Here is a 14,145-nt window from a genome sequence, read left to right on the forward strand (position 1 = left end):
GAAGGGGCTGCCGACGGCAGCCCCTTCATTCCCCCCTTAAAATGATTATCATTCTTGTTAATGGAATAGTTTATTTTCTGGAAGTCCCTTACTCCTGTTGTGCCCTGACTTGTCTACACTCTCTTCTGTACCCTGGGGTGGAAATCCTAGCAAGAGAGTGATATCAAAATTGCTTCAAAGAGAAAAAGGTGATCGCATCGTTGATCGCCTTCTCCAGTTTTTTACTTCAGTCTAGGCTGTTCTTTGCTCTTGAGCCTATCACCTTCAAAATGATATTAAGTTACGAGCTTGGGATTCATGAGATTGCTTGCCTTCACTGCGTTCTGGTGCAATAACAGATACTACAGAATTATTGGAAAAAGTTAAAGTCATGTGGGTTGACTCGGGGTGGGGCGGTGATTCCTAATAATCACCGCCCCACAATTAATATTGTCTATTTCCGCGTTTGCTTACGCAGGAATCAACACTGTGTCAATTATGTGAATAACACCGTTATCAGCAGCAACATCTGGTGTTGCAACAGTGGCATCATTTACCTTAACACCATTAGAAGCATCAATTTTCACGTTGGTGCCTTCAACCGTAGTAGCTGACTTTAGCTTAACCACATCTGCTGACAATACCTTGCCTGAAACAACATGATAAGTCAGAATTTTTTTGAGTTTAGGAATGTCTTTTAGCAGTGCGTCTACTGTGCCTTCTGGAAGCTTAGCAAATGCTTCATCAGTAGGTGCAAAAACAGTAAATGGCCCAGCACCTTTAAGAGTATCTACCAAATTAGCAGCTTTGATTGCAGCAACTAGGGTATTGAAAGATCCAGCATTAACAGCGGTATCAATAATGTCAGCCAAGTTTTTTACCTAGTGAGCTTTTAATCTATATATTCACTGTAGCGTACTTTTTTATAAGAAGTATTTGCTGTTACAGATTTAGATTAATAAATTTACTCAGGAGAGATAACTTACAGAGTGGTTTTTATACATATAAATATGAATTTTAATTTAAATTTTTACTTCTATATCAAATTTTTTCCCAAATAATAACTTAATATTTTGAGTAGTCTTAAACCGTCAATCCTGCTCCCTCAGAGCTTTACAGCTTCAGATGGAATGTAATTAGGGAATAAAGTTAGTATTTTAAAATTCCTCAGTACTCTGATTGAATAAAATTGAGATTATTTATGCCAAAAAATAAATTATTTCAATATATACCAATATTTTTATAACTCATTAAATGTGAATACTTAGTTTTTAGTCAATTAAAAAATACATGGAATTCAGTTTTTCATCTAGCTAAACTCAGGGCTTTTATTTATATAAAATATTTAAAAAAATATAACTGCTATACTATAAATATGAAACAGCAAAAATGCTACATGAAAGGCACCCAAGATGGATGCCCAAATTTTTTAGCGTCAAAGCCTGGCTAGAGTTGTACATCATCCTATAGCTACTTTATTTATTACTAGAAGGAAGAGTCATAATGTCTAAAGAAAAAAAAGGTAATAGAGAAGTCAAAAAACAAAAAAAAGATCCTCAGAAAAAAAAGGAGAAAAAAGATCCAAATAGATATGATGGATAAACTTGGTGCAGCTACAGGGAATTCAAAATTGCCAAAGCCTATATTCGTAAGCTTCTAGAGATTTCCATCTAGTTATTATTACCGTATGGCACTAATAACTAGAAAGATTTGAAATGTTGTACTATTTCATTTTGATAATTCTTCATCTAATAGAACTCAGCAGGAGTTGTCTTCTTGAAATAACAATCTCTTTGCTCTAGGTGTCATGAGGTTAGTACTACAAGCTGCTCAAATTAGCTAATACAATTTAACTCAGTCAGAAAGTATAATTTTTTCTGTTTAACGCATTATTTAGTTATTAATTAAGTACTAAATAATGGCAGATCCAAGAAAAAAATCTGCTGTAGGTATATAGAATTTTTTATTTAGCTTCTAAAGATACTTGATTAGAAATTATTTAAAATATAGATAATATTAATTTTATTATGCCCAAATACATTTTATTTGCTTGCTTTCCTTATACTTCAAACTTATCTAATGGCATAACCATTAGCCATAACACAGAAGAAGATGAATATGTAGGAATAATTAATACTAAAACTTATGAGGCATTAAAAAAGTACAATATTAATAATAACGCCGAGCTGCTACAATTACTGAAAAATGAAGGCTTCAAAGCTATTAAATTTTTAGAGAAAGATGGCTATATAGGTATTGAGCAAATGTGAAATCATCAATTATGTGTATAAGCTAAAACACATTTAAATTTGCTTAATGTCGATTAGCTTAATACCAGTAATTTAGTTTAGCTAAATTACCTTGGTGAAAGAATAGCTGATTTTAACTAATTTCTATTTAAGCCAAGGTCTTGTACAAAAAAGCTACTCGTCTTCGTCTCCTGGAGGTCTTTCGCTTTCACTTTGTTGGTTGTTCCATTCCAAAACAATACGCTCTAGCATTTCAGCCTGGGTACAATTATTGACAAGAGCATATTGCTTAATTAGCTCTCGTACTCTAGGGCTAATATGGCGTATATCAAGTGCTTTATTCATGGTAATTTATATTAGCTACCTAGTAGACATTACATAAATTTATTATATTAGCGATTATAAGATTGAATCATAGTTAACACCTGGTTTATTATTTTTAAGTCTGACTTTAACAAAAGGAAGCTCTTGCCAGTATTATTATAAAGCCCCCAGTTGATGCGATTTCTTACAGCACCAGTGATGCTTTGTAGCCATAATGACTAGTTGTCAGAGCTAAAAAATTATTGGCAAAGTATAGGTAATTCTTCAATTCTAGGATTCAGCACTTGGTATACCAGAGCGTCTGTTTAAGAGAATTGCTCCTAAATTTGCCAACAGACAGATGCTGCTTAAATCTATGGATTGGATTTCTAAGCATTTATGCTCATTTTTTAACTTCAACTAATCCCATAGAGAGATTAAAGATATTTTGTGTAATTGCCACTCATGTATCTATATGTGCCAGTTGCGTTGTTACAGATAGTTCAATAACTGTAATGTTATAATCCCTGAATCATAGGCAGAGTAAATAATCCCAATGAAATTGGTTGGTTATGTAAGAGTCAGCAGCGAGTCACAAGCAGAAAATACCTCTTTAACTGAACAACGCCAGAAAATCGAATCATACTGCTACGCTTTTGGTCACGAACTGTTACAAATCTTTGAAGAGGTAGGCAGCGGTAAAAACACGACTCATCGCCCCCAGTTTCAGTCAGCTTTAAAACTTGTAAGCGAACAAGCTGATGGAATCATCGCAGCAAAATTAGACAGACTAGCTAGAAATACTAGAGATGTGCTGGCACTGGTTGATGATGTTCTCCAACCACAAAGGAAAGCTCTAATCCTTCTGGATTTACAAGTGGACACAACCACACCGCAGGGATACATGATTTTAACTGTCATGTCTGCTGTCGCCAAGCTGGAGAGAGACATTATCAACGAGCGGACGCAAGGTGGTAGACGTGCCAAAGCCGACAACGGTGGTTATGCTTATGGCGCTCCTGCCTTTGGTCAAAAAGCTGTTGATGGTGAATTAATTCCTGATCTTGAGGAGTTAGACGCAATTGAAGCTATCCGTAAGCACCATAAATCTGGTAAGTCTTTTGGGGCAATTTCTCAGTGGATGAATATGAATGGATACAAAACCAAACTCGGTAGACAGTGGCACCCTAATAGCGTTAAGCGAGTGGTTGATCGGCTTTATCACAAGACTTAATTATTCCCACGTCACAAAACGTGTAATCAACACCCAAAAGTATTGTACCAACGTTAGCGACACCAACGCGATCGCGACCCATCAAATTCAACTTATCAATCGCAAACGCTACAATCCCTATTCTTTCGTTGAGTGATAAAAATAGCTTATCTTTGCAGCGTGATGACCACTATGGGGTATAATTCACAGCGATAGGATGAGCTACCTTTGCGGCTTTCCAACTGTCTACACCGTCTTCTATACTGCGGGTTGATAAATCCTAGCTTGAGAGTGATATCAAAATTCACTCGACTCGATCAGCTGGTGAGGCCCCGACGAACTGGGGACACTTCGTTTAGAGCGGGTGGTGTGGGGGACGGGCAATAATTTACTCGTAGAGTGTCCAAAACTCAGCAGCCCGCCCCCCACACTCCGCTGCGCCACCCGCTCTACTCCCAGTTCTGAACAGCTAAGAACTTGCTTGTGTAACATTGGTGGCACGAACCTTCGATCTACGCCTTCTCCTAGCACCCAGGGTTTTTGATTGTCGATAACCTTCCACAGCCAACCATCCTCATGATTCTTGAGCGCTTCGATTAAATAACTGATGAGGTGCTGTGCTGGTCGATCAGATGATGATTGTCATTTAGAGCGAAAAATCAGAAATTGAGCAACATTTGATAAGGTATACTTAGCTAAGTAGATACAGTAAAAGTACGTATATGTCAGCAAAGATAACAGAAATTATTGGTGATGATGGCGAGATCATCTACATCCAGTATGACGAAGAAGACAGCGATGAACTAATGGCAGTTGGAGTTATTGACAACATCAAGGAGCGGTCAGAAAAATTACAAAAGATGATGATTAGCACGGTGCGAGGTTATTCCCGAATGGTGCTTAATAGTGTAAAGCATGGGGTAGATGGTGTGCTTTCCCCAAGTAAAGTAACGATGGAATTTGGTTTGCAAGCTGGGGGAGAGAAAGGGATTCCTTTTGTAACCAAGGGTACTGCACAAGCGAATGTGAAAGTGACTATTGAGTGGGATTTGAGTACGCAGAATCCACCGCAGCAACCATAAGCTTGAAGGTGTGGTAAGGATAGTTAAGAATAAATTTTTAGTAGAAAAATCCTCTCACTGAAAGCTTGAGAGCGCAAAATATAACTTGAGGCTTGCAATATTTTACCAGCATGAGCAATTATACCCTAGATGATCTGAGAAAATCAATGGTAAAAATTCTAAATTCTAATGGAGATATTGCAGGTTCTGGGTTTGTTATCCGCGCTGATGGTTATATTATCACCTGCCATCATGTTATTTATTGGTTGGATGCACTCAATGTAGAATATCAAGGGCAAGAGTATGAGGCGAAATGGTGTGAAAATTTATCAAATATAGAGGTTGATGTTGCAATTTTAAAGATAAATATTGAGGATGCAAAAGCAGTTTTACTTATTAGTTCTCAACATTTATCAACATCTGTAAAAGTCTATGGTTTTCCACCTACAAAAAAAAATAACTTTCCTGAAGGTTATGATGTTTTTGCCCGTAGTATTCGTAGTAGCGCTCCTATAAATACTGTTTCAACTTATAAAAATAGAGAAACAAAATTTCATAATATTTGGAATAGACTACCACAAGAAAATTCTTACTTTTTATCCCATAGAATTGATGCTAAGGTTGAATCTGGAAGTAGTGGTGGGGCTGTTTTAGCTGAAGATTTAGGTGGAGTAGTAGGGGTAATTCAATGTAGTAAAAATGATGAAAGTTATGTAATACGTTGGGATAACATTTTAGATAAATTAGACGTACTGGGATTAGAGCCAGACAAAAATGCTGTATGCAGTTTTCTAGAAGATATTGAAGAAAATTTTAAATATATAAAACTTTTCCATACTCAAGAAAAAATTCTTCTCAAAGAACTATATATTCCTATAAAAGTAACTTTAGAAACAAATTGGGCATATAAAGAAGGTGATAAAGAATTCAAGCGTCTCTATGCTATGAAAGGTTTTGATGAGGAAGGTAAGCGGGTAGTTCTTGACTGGAAAGAGGTGAAAAAAGAGCATCAAAAAATGATAGTTCTGGCTGATCCAGGTATGGGTAAGTCTACTTTATTGAAGATGGAAGCTGGATTAATTGCTCGTGAGGAAAGGGAGAAATTATTAAAACACCTCTCCCTTAACTCCTCCCATGCAGGTGGAATAAAGCAAGATATTAATTGGGGTATTAAGTCAAAACTAAGTATAAATCATGTAATATTTCCGTTGTTTTTGCGATTATCTGATTTGGATGAAGCTGAGGGAGAAATTATTGATACAATTCCTCAAATTGTCAAACGGGACTATCCAAAAACAGCTAAATATGTCAAACAATTATTAGAAGATAAATTAAATAATAGCAAATGTATTTTACTTTTAGACGGTTTAGATGAAGTACCAATAGAGCATCGCAATTGTTTAAAAGAAAAGCTAAATCGTTTCGTTAGAAATTATTCTTGTCCAATTATTTGTACTTCTAGGATTGTAGGTTATGGTGGTGCTTTTATAGATGGTGCAAAAGATGTAGAAATTATGCCACTTATTCAAAAGCAAACTGAAGAATATATTCGGATTTGGTTTAACAATGCTGTAGGTAACATTGAAGATAAATCAGTTTCTGCTGAGGATTTGATAAAAGAATTGCAACAAAAACCTCAAATTAGGGGATTGGCACAAAATCCTCTAATTTTATCCTTGCTATGTAGCTTATATCAAACCAAAGGGGTAGTACTTCCTGCACGGAGAGGACTAGTTTATGAAAAAGCTGTAGATTATATGTTGAATCAATGGAAAAATGATAATAACCGATTATCCTTGAAAAATATCGGCATTATTGCTAAAAAGAAATTATTAGCTGTGCTGGCATATGAATTTAGCCATGAAGGTAAAGAAATTTTTTCCCGTGATGAATTGCATCATAAAATTGAATTATATTTAAATAAGCAAGAAAATCGCGATTTTAGAAATTATACAACTGAGGAATTAATTAAAGAGCTTACAGAAGAAGATGGGATTATTCAAAAGCTTTCACCAAAGGTGGAACAATATTTATTTTTACATCGAACTTTTCAGGAATATTTTACAGCGTATTATCTTAATCAAGCGATTAAAAATAACTCCACTGATGGTATTAATTTAGCAAAAAAAATATTTTGGGAGTACGATTTGCATGAAACTTTGACTTTACTGGCAAGTTTTATGGAAAATCCTATGTTGTTGATACAAGCCCTTGTTAATGAAAAGGATGATATTTTTCGGACACAGTTGTTATTAGCAGGTAGATGTATTGCGGAAGTTCAGCAAAATGGAAAGTATTATCTTGGAATCAACCAAAATTCTGAAGTAATTGCCAAAACAATCAAAAAAATTTATAAATTCTGGCGACGTTACCCCAATGCCAACTTTGTTAAATCGGTAGTAGTAGCATTGGGAAAAGTTAATTCGCAGATGTGTCAGATATTAATTACTGCTCTCAAAAACTTTGATTCACAAGTGATAGTGGATGCGGCAGAGGTTTTGAGTAAAATTGGTACACCAGAATCTGTACAAGCATTAATTGCAGCCCTTAAAGACTCTGATTCTGAGGTTAGGCGCAATGCAGCATCAGCTTTGGGTAATATTGGTACACCAGAATCTGTACAAGCATTAATTGCAGCCCTTAAAGACTCTGATTCTGGAATTAGGCACAATGCAGCATCGGCTTTGGGTAATATTGGTACACCAGAATCTGTACAAGCATTAATTGCAGCCCTTAAAGACTCTGATTCTGGAATTAGGCGCAATGCAGCATCGGCTTTGGGTAATATTGGTACACCAGAATCTGTACAAGCATTAATTGCAGCCCTTAAAGACTCTGATTCTGGAATTAGGCGCAATGCAGCATCGGCTTTGGGTAATATTGGTACACCAGAATCTGTACAAGCATTAATTGCAGCCCTTAAAGACTCTGATTCTGAGGTTAGGCGCAATGCAGCATCGGCTTTGGGTAATACTGGTACACCAGAATCTGTACAGGTATTAATTGCAGCCCTTAAAGACTCTGATTCTGAGGTTAGGCGCAATGCAGCATCGGCTTTGGGTAATACTGGTACACCAGAAGTTGTATCGGTATTAGTCGCCCTCCTCAAAGATTCTGATTCTGAGATTAGGGCTAGAGCAGCATCAGCTTTAGGTAAGATTGGTACACCAGAATCTGTACAAGCATTAATTGCAGCCCTCAAATATTCTGATTCTTATGTTTGGTTCCACGTTGCAGAGACTCTAGGCGAGATTCGTGCACGCGATGCAGTACAGCCATTAATTGCAGCTCTCAAATATCCTGATTTGTATATGAGACGCGAAGCAGTAAGGGCATTAGGTAGAATTGGTACACCAGAAGCAGCGCTAGCATTAACAACAACCCTTGATGACTTGAGTTGGAAGGTAAGAGTCAATACACGTAGGTGGTTGGAAGAAGTTGGTGATGTAAAAACCTTGGAAAAAATAATCCGCCTTCCGGAAATAGACATTTATGAATACAGTATTTTCACTTTAGCAAGAATATTAGCTGTTAGATTTAGCAAACAAAAAGAGCCTTTTATTCCTGTTTATCCTGAGTTGGTAAAATTTAACCCAGTATGGGTATTTGTGAAGCAAAAATTGCAGAGATGTAAAATTCGTCTTTGTATAGCAATAGAGAAATTTCGGTCGCTAAGAGATAACTGATGAAAGTAACTATCCCGCTTTGGAAGTCCCTAATTTACTCCTGGAGTAGGCCTGGACTGGGCAGCCCGCCCCCCACACTCCGCTGCGCCACCCGCTCTACTCCCAGTTCTTGACATTTAAAGAATTGGTTCTCTAACAATTAATCACACATCATCAAAATCAATCGGTTGACCGTTGAAATGCTTGTGAATACTTTCAGGTATCAACCAACTAGGAATTGTCACCTTTTTATCTGCTTCTGCATCGCCATCAGAATTATTTAACCCATTAATTACTGCAACTTTCAAAGGTGTCTTACCATCAGCAGTTTTGCGGTCAATTTGAATAGTGCCTCTAGCTCTACCCTTAGCAGTGCCATCACTGCCACCAACAGCAGTATTAGTAAAAAAATGGGCAATACAAACTAACCTTTCTGATGCCTTTCTAGGGTCACTCAGAGACGCTTTAACAAACTTTTTAGCAGGTTCCTTGGTAATATCTGACTCAGAATAGTTCGTAAATTCATCAACTAATAACTGTTGCGGTTGTTTATCACGTTGATTATTAATTCTATCTAACCAGCGCTCGCGAGCATCATCAAAAGCTTGACCTATATCTGATTCTGTTTGTGCTATCAACTGAGGACTTAAATACTTCCATGCATTTCTTAAATTATCTCCGGCGTGTGCGTCTATCAGCTGATACAAAGGCATATCAAATAAATATTCTCTAAGCATGACAATCGAAGCTGCTAGAGTTGATTTACCGCTTCCCGCTTCTCCTAATACCCAAACGGGTTTTTGATTATCGATAATCTTCCACAGCCAGCCGTCTTCATGATTCTTCAGTGCTTCGATTAAATCACTGATAAGGCGCTGGTCAGTCAAAGGATGATTGTCATTATTTGCGATCGCTCCCTTGGTCTTCCCCTCAATCTTGCCACGCTCCTGCTCCGCCTTCGCTCTGTCCCTTAAATTCTCAGCAATCGTCTTATCCATCACAGAATGATTAACAGCACGAGCTTTTAGAAAATCCTCAAGCTGGATACGTGCCTTAGCCCGTTCATTTTCAGAATCTGTCAGCCCCAGCGCCAAGCGTTCTTCTGTATCCAGTCCTGACAGCCCATCCTTCAGGCGCTCAGTATAAAGCTGGGTGGAATGCTGCTTCACTTCACGTTTGTGCTTGTGTTGCTGCCAAATTGCATAGCCGCCAGTCTTTTCTAATTCTCCCAATTCATAATCCTTGCGCTTGAGGCGTTGGGAACGCACAAGCAAGCAACCCACAATACCCCATAGCCCCATAACTGTAACCGCACCACCCAACAACTGATGAGGGTTATCTGTGGGTAAATCACGCACCCATTGAATGGCATCACCTTTGTAAGGAATGATGCTGCCATACAATCCGTAGCGTTGCCATTCTTCAGCCAGGACAAAACGCGGCTGGTTACAAAAACGCTTATCCAGCCTTATTTGACTTTGTACGCCGTTGATTGACTTTGGGCAGAACTGAATCTGTGTCAAATCATAAGGCTGGCGTGTTTGTGATGTTGCAAGCCCGATAATTGCAGTGACACCACACACACCAGCCAGGGCTAACTCCAAAACACCCTGTTTCATTGCCTTCCTTTAAAAATCACTGCAATGGAACCAATGAATAAAGCCAAGGCGACTGCAATACTTAACCAAGGGTCTGATTGTGGATTTTGTTTTTCAATAATTTGGATGTCTTTGTTAATTTGGGTGACTGTTTCAGATGTCAAATTCTCAAAATACTGATAGTCTTTGACTGCAAGCCAAGTTGTCACACCTGCACATACTAAGCCAGCAGCAGTTTTTAGAAGATTTTGCATATTATCTACCTCTAGCCCATCACTGTTGTAATTAACTCTCAAGCCTGTTAACCCAGCCAAAGAGCCAACACTGCATATAGAAAACGAGAGCGAAATTGCTAACCAGAAGTTAACGCCACCGCCAGTTATTAATAAATATTTAGCTAGAAAGAATCCCGTTGAATTTAGCGACCAGCCAACAAAAAATCTAGTCAATTTTTCAGTGGTCTTGATAATATCTTGGCGGTGCTGCTTGCGGGATTCCAGGTGTTCTATCAAGTCTTTTGGTAACGGGGTATCTGGGGCGACTTCGCTTAGTATTTCCTCTTGTGACTCATCTATGTCGTATGTCATGTTTAAATCGGATTATTTTTCTAACCCGTCAGCAATAGCTTCAAGTTACTGACGGGTTTAGTTATCAAAAACCTAACAAGGCTGATTTGATTTTCTGGACAATCGAGCGCCCAGCATATTGCTTTTTAGGTTTAAAATCATCACGAGCGTTATCACCCATTTCTAGGTAATATTTACCCAGTTCTCTATCATGTTGTAGGTCAATTGTTTGTTGTCTAATATCGGTTTGTAATTCCGTCTGCAACATCTTATATTCACCATCAACCTGCATCATGTGTTTATCCACCCACGACTTTAGCCTGATGTGATCTGTTGCTTGTTGATGACGCAGCGCTTCTTTATCCTGGGATGACGCGAAATCAAGCTTCATCTCTTCTAGGATATTCGCTAGATGGGTGTCAGCTAAAATCGCTGACTGCACTGCTCTTTCAATCTTTTCGCCGCTAACACCTGCTTGTTTGTAAATGTCGCCCAGGACTACATTTAAATCCTCAGTTCCTTTGATAGCAGCTAGCATCTGCTCTCTTACTTGTGGGGCGAATTCACTAATCTTTGCGCCGTCATTACCCATCTGTCCTATCAGCTTCAAGGCTGATTTATCGCCTGTTAGCGCTCTAACTACTAAGTTAGTAGATGCGTTGAATTTAGTTTTTAATTGGCGTTCTAAGTGGCGTGATTTGGAAGTGACCTGATTCTTGAGCTTGATTGAATTTTTCACAGCGATACTCTTTTACTGGGGTAAATATTTGATTGCAGTGGTAAGACATTGTTCTTACATATTGCTCAATCGCTGATTTGCGTCTTTGATATTGCTGATATTGTTGATGCTCTTTTATTGGCAGATATACCCAGTTATGTAAGGGGAAAATCACAGCAGCAAGCGCAATCAAACTAACAGCAATTCTTGAGAAGTAACTCAGGGAGCAATAGCGAATTACCAAGCACTCAAGCAGCGTTAATTCATCGCTATTGAACCGCGTTGAGTCTGGTGAGGATTGAGAATTGGGTGCTTTTAATGTTTTGGCGGATACTCCCCATATCCGCTTTGATGTCCCCTGAAAAGTTGTTAACTTTTTGGTTCAATCTAGATGCTCTAGTGTTTACGTGTTGTCTCAAGTCTTGGGCGTTAGCTTCAAATGATTGCTCGATGGCATCAAATTTATGATCCACGTAGCTTTTAATTGCAGATGTTACATTGCTGAGGAATTGGCTGTAGTCGCTCCAGGTGTCGTCAACATCTTCTGCAATGCTCAATGTTTCTTGTTCGGTTAACTCAAAGCCCAAGGCTGATGATTGGGCTGTGATAATTTGATGCTTATCTTCACTGGTTACAGTGATACCGTTAATCTCTGGTTCTGCAACCGCAAGCTGATGAGATTCAAGCTCAGGTTGTGCAGCTTCTGCTTCTATTGGCAATGTTTCTTCAATGGGTGCATCGGCTACAGATAATTGGCTGGTTGCTTTGGTTTTGAGATATTCAACGGCTTGGCTCAATTGCTGTTTGGTGGGATTGTTTAGGTCATTGCACTCTACAGCAATAGCAGCTGTTGTGTAATCGTCTTTGGTGAATCCTTGATAACCCTGTTTGTACAAGCGAGCGCGGACGTTATTGGTAAACTTGTCAGACATGGTGATTAATCCTTATTTGACTAAAAACAAGTAGTAAGTCGCAAGTCGCAAGTCGCAAGTAAGATAAAAAACTTCAGTTGTGGGCTTGTATCCCACGGCTTCAGTCGTGGGTACATTTGCGACTTGCGACTTGTAACTTGCGACTTGGCTTGGCTAGTGTTAAAACTTCGATAGTTGCGGATTTCACAGGTTGCGAGCGCTTGTTAATTGCCCATTTAGCTGCAACAAAGGCGACTAGTGCTAAATCTTTGCTGTGATGCCCTTCCATAGCACTCAGAGAAAGGCCAGCACGTTCAAACCAGTAATAACGAGTGCTACGCGGTACATCATCAAGATTGATTTTTAGATAGTCTGCAAGAATCTCTAAAAACTGTCTGCCGTCGTAGTGAGTATCTAATTCATAGAAATGTCTAAATGCTTGCCAGCGTTCGTTAAATCCTTCACCGCGACCCGTAAAACTGCCATAGCGCCGTTTTAGTCCGGCAAACGCTCTTACTATCTTTTGAGCATCTACTGCCTGTACTTCAAAACTGAAGTGCTGCTTTAAGGTTGCTACCACTCGATACCAAGTAATATCAGCAATCTGTTTGTCTAGCTCGCGTTCGTAAAGAAGCTTCAGCTGGCGATACTTAGCTATATATTCTTTCGTCGCCACATTACCTCTTGGTTATTACTTAAGGGTGTATAAAATTTACTGACAATCCGGACAAGTCCAAGGTATTTGATGTACGTAATTAGCTGAATCCAGTTATTTGATATACGCATTTAGCTGACGACTATCAATAACCTTAGAAAATAACTCTGACAAATCACAGGCATCGTGCTTTTACGAGGTTATAACCACGCAATAACAATACTTTTCAGGATTTGTGACTTACTGACACTTTCTCATTTACCCCCACAATTATGCTCTCGAATAGCCTAGTTTTTGCGATCGCATTTCAACAGGAGCATTCAAGCCAGTCGCGAATCGAACACATCAGAATAAGGTTTGTTGTATGCCCTGTCCCATGACTTCAGATTTACGGTTGGCAACCATACCTGGGACTTCATAAATCTCATGTCTGACTTTGTTCTGATTTAGCTTGATGTCAGCTTTTCGCCTTTGTCCGGCTAGTGGGGTGAAACACCATTGTGGATGATCAATCCTTGCCCAAGGACATTTACCAGTAAAGCGATACAGCGCACCCTTTATTTGATACACTTTCGACTGTGACAGGCTAGAAGGTTCGTAGACATGAATTAAGTCATGCATCTTTCTTGCCTCCTGCTGCACATGCACCAATCAAGTTTGCACCCAAGAAGACGGCGATAGATGCAATGGCGCTTCCTTCAAAAATAAGAGCGTTGTTACTCCATGTTGACTGATATTCTGAGCCTCTACTTTGCTCAATGCGGTCAACACCGTGACAAAAGATAGTACCAACAACCATAAAACCTGTTGTTAGTAAGCTCAGAACTGCTACTTCTGATGCTGCATTTTGGATGAATGAACTCATCTTTTCACGCAGAGTCACCACACGGCGAATGTGCATTACTGGCTTTTGTTCTAAATACTTTTGCAACTGGTTATCAGTAAAAGAAGCAGACTTTTCATTACAGTAATTATGTGAATGTAATAGTTCATCTACAGCCTGAATTGCATCACCTAAAGTTGCATCTGGGCAGTAATTCAAGACTTTGAATCCTTCTGAATCTCTAATTTCTCTCAACCATCGCTCGGTAGTTTGTAAACGCCTAATCTGATTAGATGTCAGCATTAAGTAGGTGGGCAGGAAAATTTATAAGTATGTAACGGAAATTTAACCAGAGTCATTAGAGTTAAATTTAATACGTTTTGTACTATAGTTGCCTTTTTCTC

At 38.7% G+C, this 14,145-nt stretch carries 13 protein-coding genes; 4 read left to right on the forward strand and 9 right to left on the reverse strand.

Going from position 1 to position 14,145, the window contains the following annotated elements; translation table 11 throughout:
- Positions 1–449 precede the first annotated feature (449 nt).
- On the reverse strand, positions 450–851 hold the full coding sequence (locus tag H6G41_RS33075) for a fasciclin domain-containing protein (protein WP_096649173.1): 402 nt from the start codon (positions 849–851) through the stop codon (positions 450–452).
- 1,155 nt (positions 852–2,006) lie between these two features.
- Here H6G41_RS33075 and H6G41_RS33080 point away from each other — a divergent pair.
- On the forward strand, positions 2,007–2,249 hold the full coding sequence (locus H6G41_RS33080; RefSeq protein ID WP_096649177.1) for a hypothetical protein: 243 nt from the start codon (positions 2,007–2,009) through the stop codon (positions 2,247–2,249).
- Positions 2,250–2,402: 153 nt separating this feature from the next.
- Here the strand turns inward: H6G41_RS33080 and H6G41_RS33085 are convergent, their stop codons facing one another.
- The gene (locus H6G41_RS33085) at positions 2,403–2,573 is read right to left on the reverse strand and encodes a hypothetical protein (RefSeq protein WP_190752514.1); all 171 of its coding nucleotides are present in this window, start codon (positions 2,571–2,573) and stop codon (positions 2,403–2,405) included.
- A gap of 514 nt (positions 2,574–3,087) precedes the next feature.
- Here H6G41_RS33085 and H6G41_RS33090 point away from each other — a divergent pair.
- From H6G41_RS33090 to H6G41_RS33100, 3 genes are all read left to right on the forward strand, one after another.
- Positions 3,088–3,765, forward strand: a complete 678-nt coding sequence (locus H6G41_RS33090) for a recombinase family protein (protein WP_190752516.1) — start codon at positions 3,088–3,090, stop codon at positions 3,763–3,765.
- Between the two features lie 701 nt (positions 3,766–4,466).
- Complete coding sequence (locus H6G41_RS33095) at positions 4,467–4,826, forward strand: CU044_2847 family protein (protein ID WP_190752518.1); 360 nt, start codon at positions 4,467–4,469, stop codon at positions 4,824–4,826.
- A gap of 146 nt (positions 4,827–4,972) precedes the next feature.
- Positions 4,973–8,491 carry a HEAT repeat domain-containing protein gene (locus H6G41_RS33100; protein ID WP_242038139.1) on the forward strand — a complete coding sequence of 1,173 codons (3,519 nt, stop codon included), beginning with the start codon at positions 4,973–4,975 and terminating at the stop codon, positions 8,489–8,491.
- Positions 8,492–8,634: 143 nt separating this feature from the next.
- On the opposite strand, the gene H6G41_RS33105 is transcribed toward H6G41_RS33100, so the two are convergent.
- The 7 genes from H6G41_RS33105 to H6G41_RS33135 form a co-directional block, all read right to left on the reverse strand.
- Positions 8,635–10,089 (reverse strand): ATP-binding protein, encoded by a 1,455-nt coding sequence (locus tag H6G41_RS33105; protein ID WP_190752522.1) that lies wholly within the window; start codon positions 10,087–10,089, stop codon positions 8,635–8,637.
- Positions 10,086–10,655 (reverse strand): hypothetical protein, encoded by a 570-nt coding sequence (locus H6G41_RS33110; protein WP_190752524.1) that lies wholly within the window; start codon positions 10,653–10,655, stop codon positions 10,086–10,088. Before H6G41_RS33110 ends, H6G41_RS33105 begins: the two co-directional genes overlap by 4 nt.
- A 64-nt stretch (positions 10,656–10,719) precedes the next feature.
- Positions 10,720–11,373, reverse strand: coding sequence for a hypothetical protein (locus H6G41_RS33115; protein WP_190752526.1), 654 nt, complete (start codon positions 11,371–11,373; stop codon positions 10,720–10,722).
- A 248-nt stretch (positions 11,374–11,621) separates the two neighbouring features.
- Entirely contained in the window at positions 11,622–12,284 is a 663-nt protein-coding gene (locus H6G41_RS33120; RefSeq protein ID WP_190752528.1) for a hypothetical protein, read from the reverse strand.
- A gap of 100 nt (positions 12,285–12,384) precedes the next feature.
- Complete coding sequence (locus tag H6G41_RS33125) at positions 12,385–12,939, reverse strand: hypothetical protein (RefSeq protein ID WP_190752530.1); 555 nt, start codon at positions 12,937–12,939, stop codon at positions 12,385–12,387.
- A 324-nt stretch (positions 12,940–13,263) separates the two neighbouring features.
- Positions 13,264–13,539, reverse strand: coding sequence for a hypothetical protein (locus H6G41_RS33130; protein WP_190752532.1), 276 nt, complete (start codon positions 13,537–13,539; stop codon positions 13,264–13,266).
- The gene (locus tag H6G41_RS33135; RefSeq protein WP_190752534.1) at positions 13,532–14,044 is read right to left on the reverse strand and encodes a hypothetical protein; all 513 of its coding nucleotides are present in this window, start codon (positions 14,042–14,044) and stop codon (positions 13,532–13,534) included. The genes H6G41_RS33130 and H6G41_RS33135 overlap by 8 nt, the downstream gene beginning before the upstream one ends.
- Positions 14,045–14,145 lie beyond the last annotated feature (101 nt).

This window comes from Tolypothrix sp. FACHB-123 (assembly GCF_014697075.1).
GTDB lineage: Bacteria > Cyanobacteriota > Cyanobacteriia > Cyanobacteriales > Nostocaceae > Aulosira.

Coding starts and splice junctions, on each gene's coding strand:
- H6G41_RS33080 (WP_096649177.1), top strand. CDS start 2,007: ATGCCCAAATACATTTTATTTGCTTGCTTTCCTTATACTTCAAACTTA.
- H6G41_RS33085 (WP_190752514.1), bottom strand. CDS start 2,573: ATGAATAAAGCACTTGATATACGCCATATTAGCCCTAGAGTACGAGAG.
- H6G41_RS33090 (WP_190752516.1), top strand. CDS start 3,088: ATGAAATTGGTTGGTTATGTAAGAGTCAGCAGCGAGTCACAAGCAGAA.
- H6G41_RS33095 (WP_190752518.1), top strand. CDS start 4,467: ATGTCAGCAAAGATAACAGAAATTATTGGTGATGATGGCGAGATCATC.
- H6G41_RS33100 (WP_242038139.1), top strand. CDS start 4,973: ATGGTAAAAATTCTAAATTCTAATGGAGATATTGCAGGTTCTGGGTTT.
- H6G41_RS33105 (WP_190752522.1), bottom strand. CDS start 10,089: ATGAAACAGGGTGTTTTGGAGTTAGCCCTGGCTGGTGTGTGTGGTGTC.
- H6G41_RS33110 (WP_190752524.1), bottom strand. CDS start 10,655: ATGACATACGACATAGATGAGTCACAAGAGGAAATACTAAGCGAAGTC.
- H6G41_RS33120 (WP_190752528.1), bottom strand. CDS start 12,284: ATGTCTGACAAGTTTACCAATAACGTCCGCGCTCGCTTGTACAAACAG.
- H6G41_RS33130 (WP_190752532.1), bottom strand. CDS start 13,539: ATGCATGACTTAATTCATGTCTACGAACCTTCTAGCCTGTCACAGTCG.
- H6G41_RS33135 (WP_190752534.1), bottom strand. CDS start 14,044: ATGCTGACATCTAATCAGATTAGGCGTTTACAAACTACCGAGCGATGG.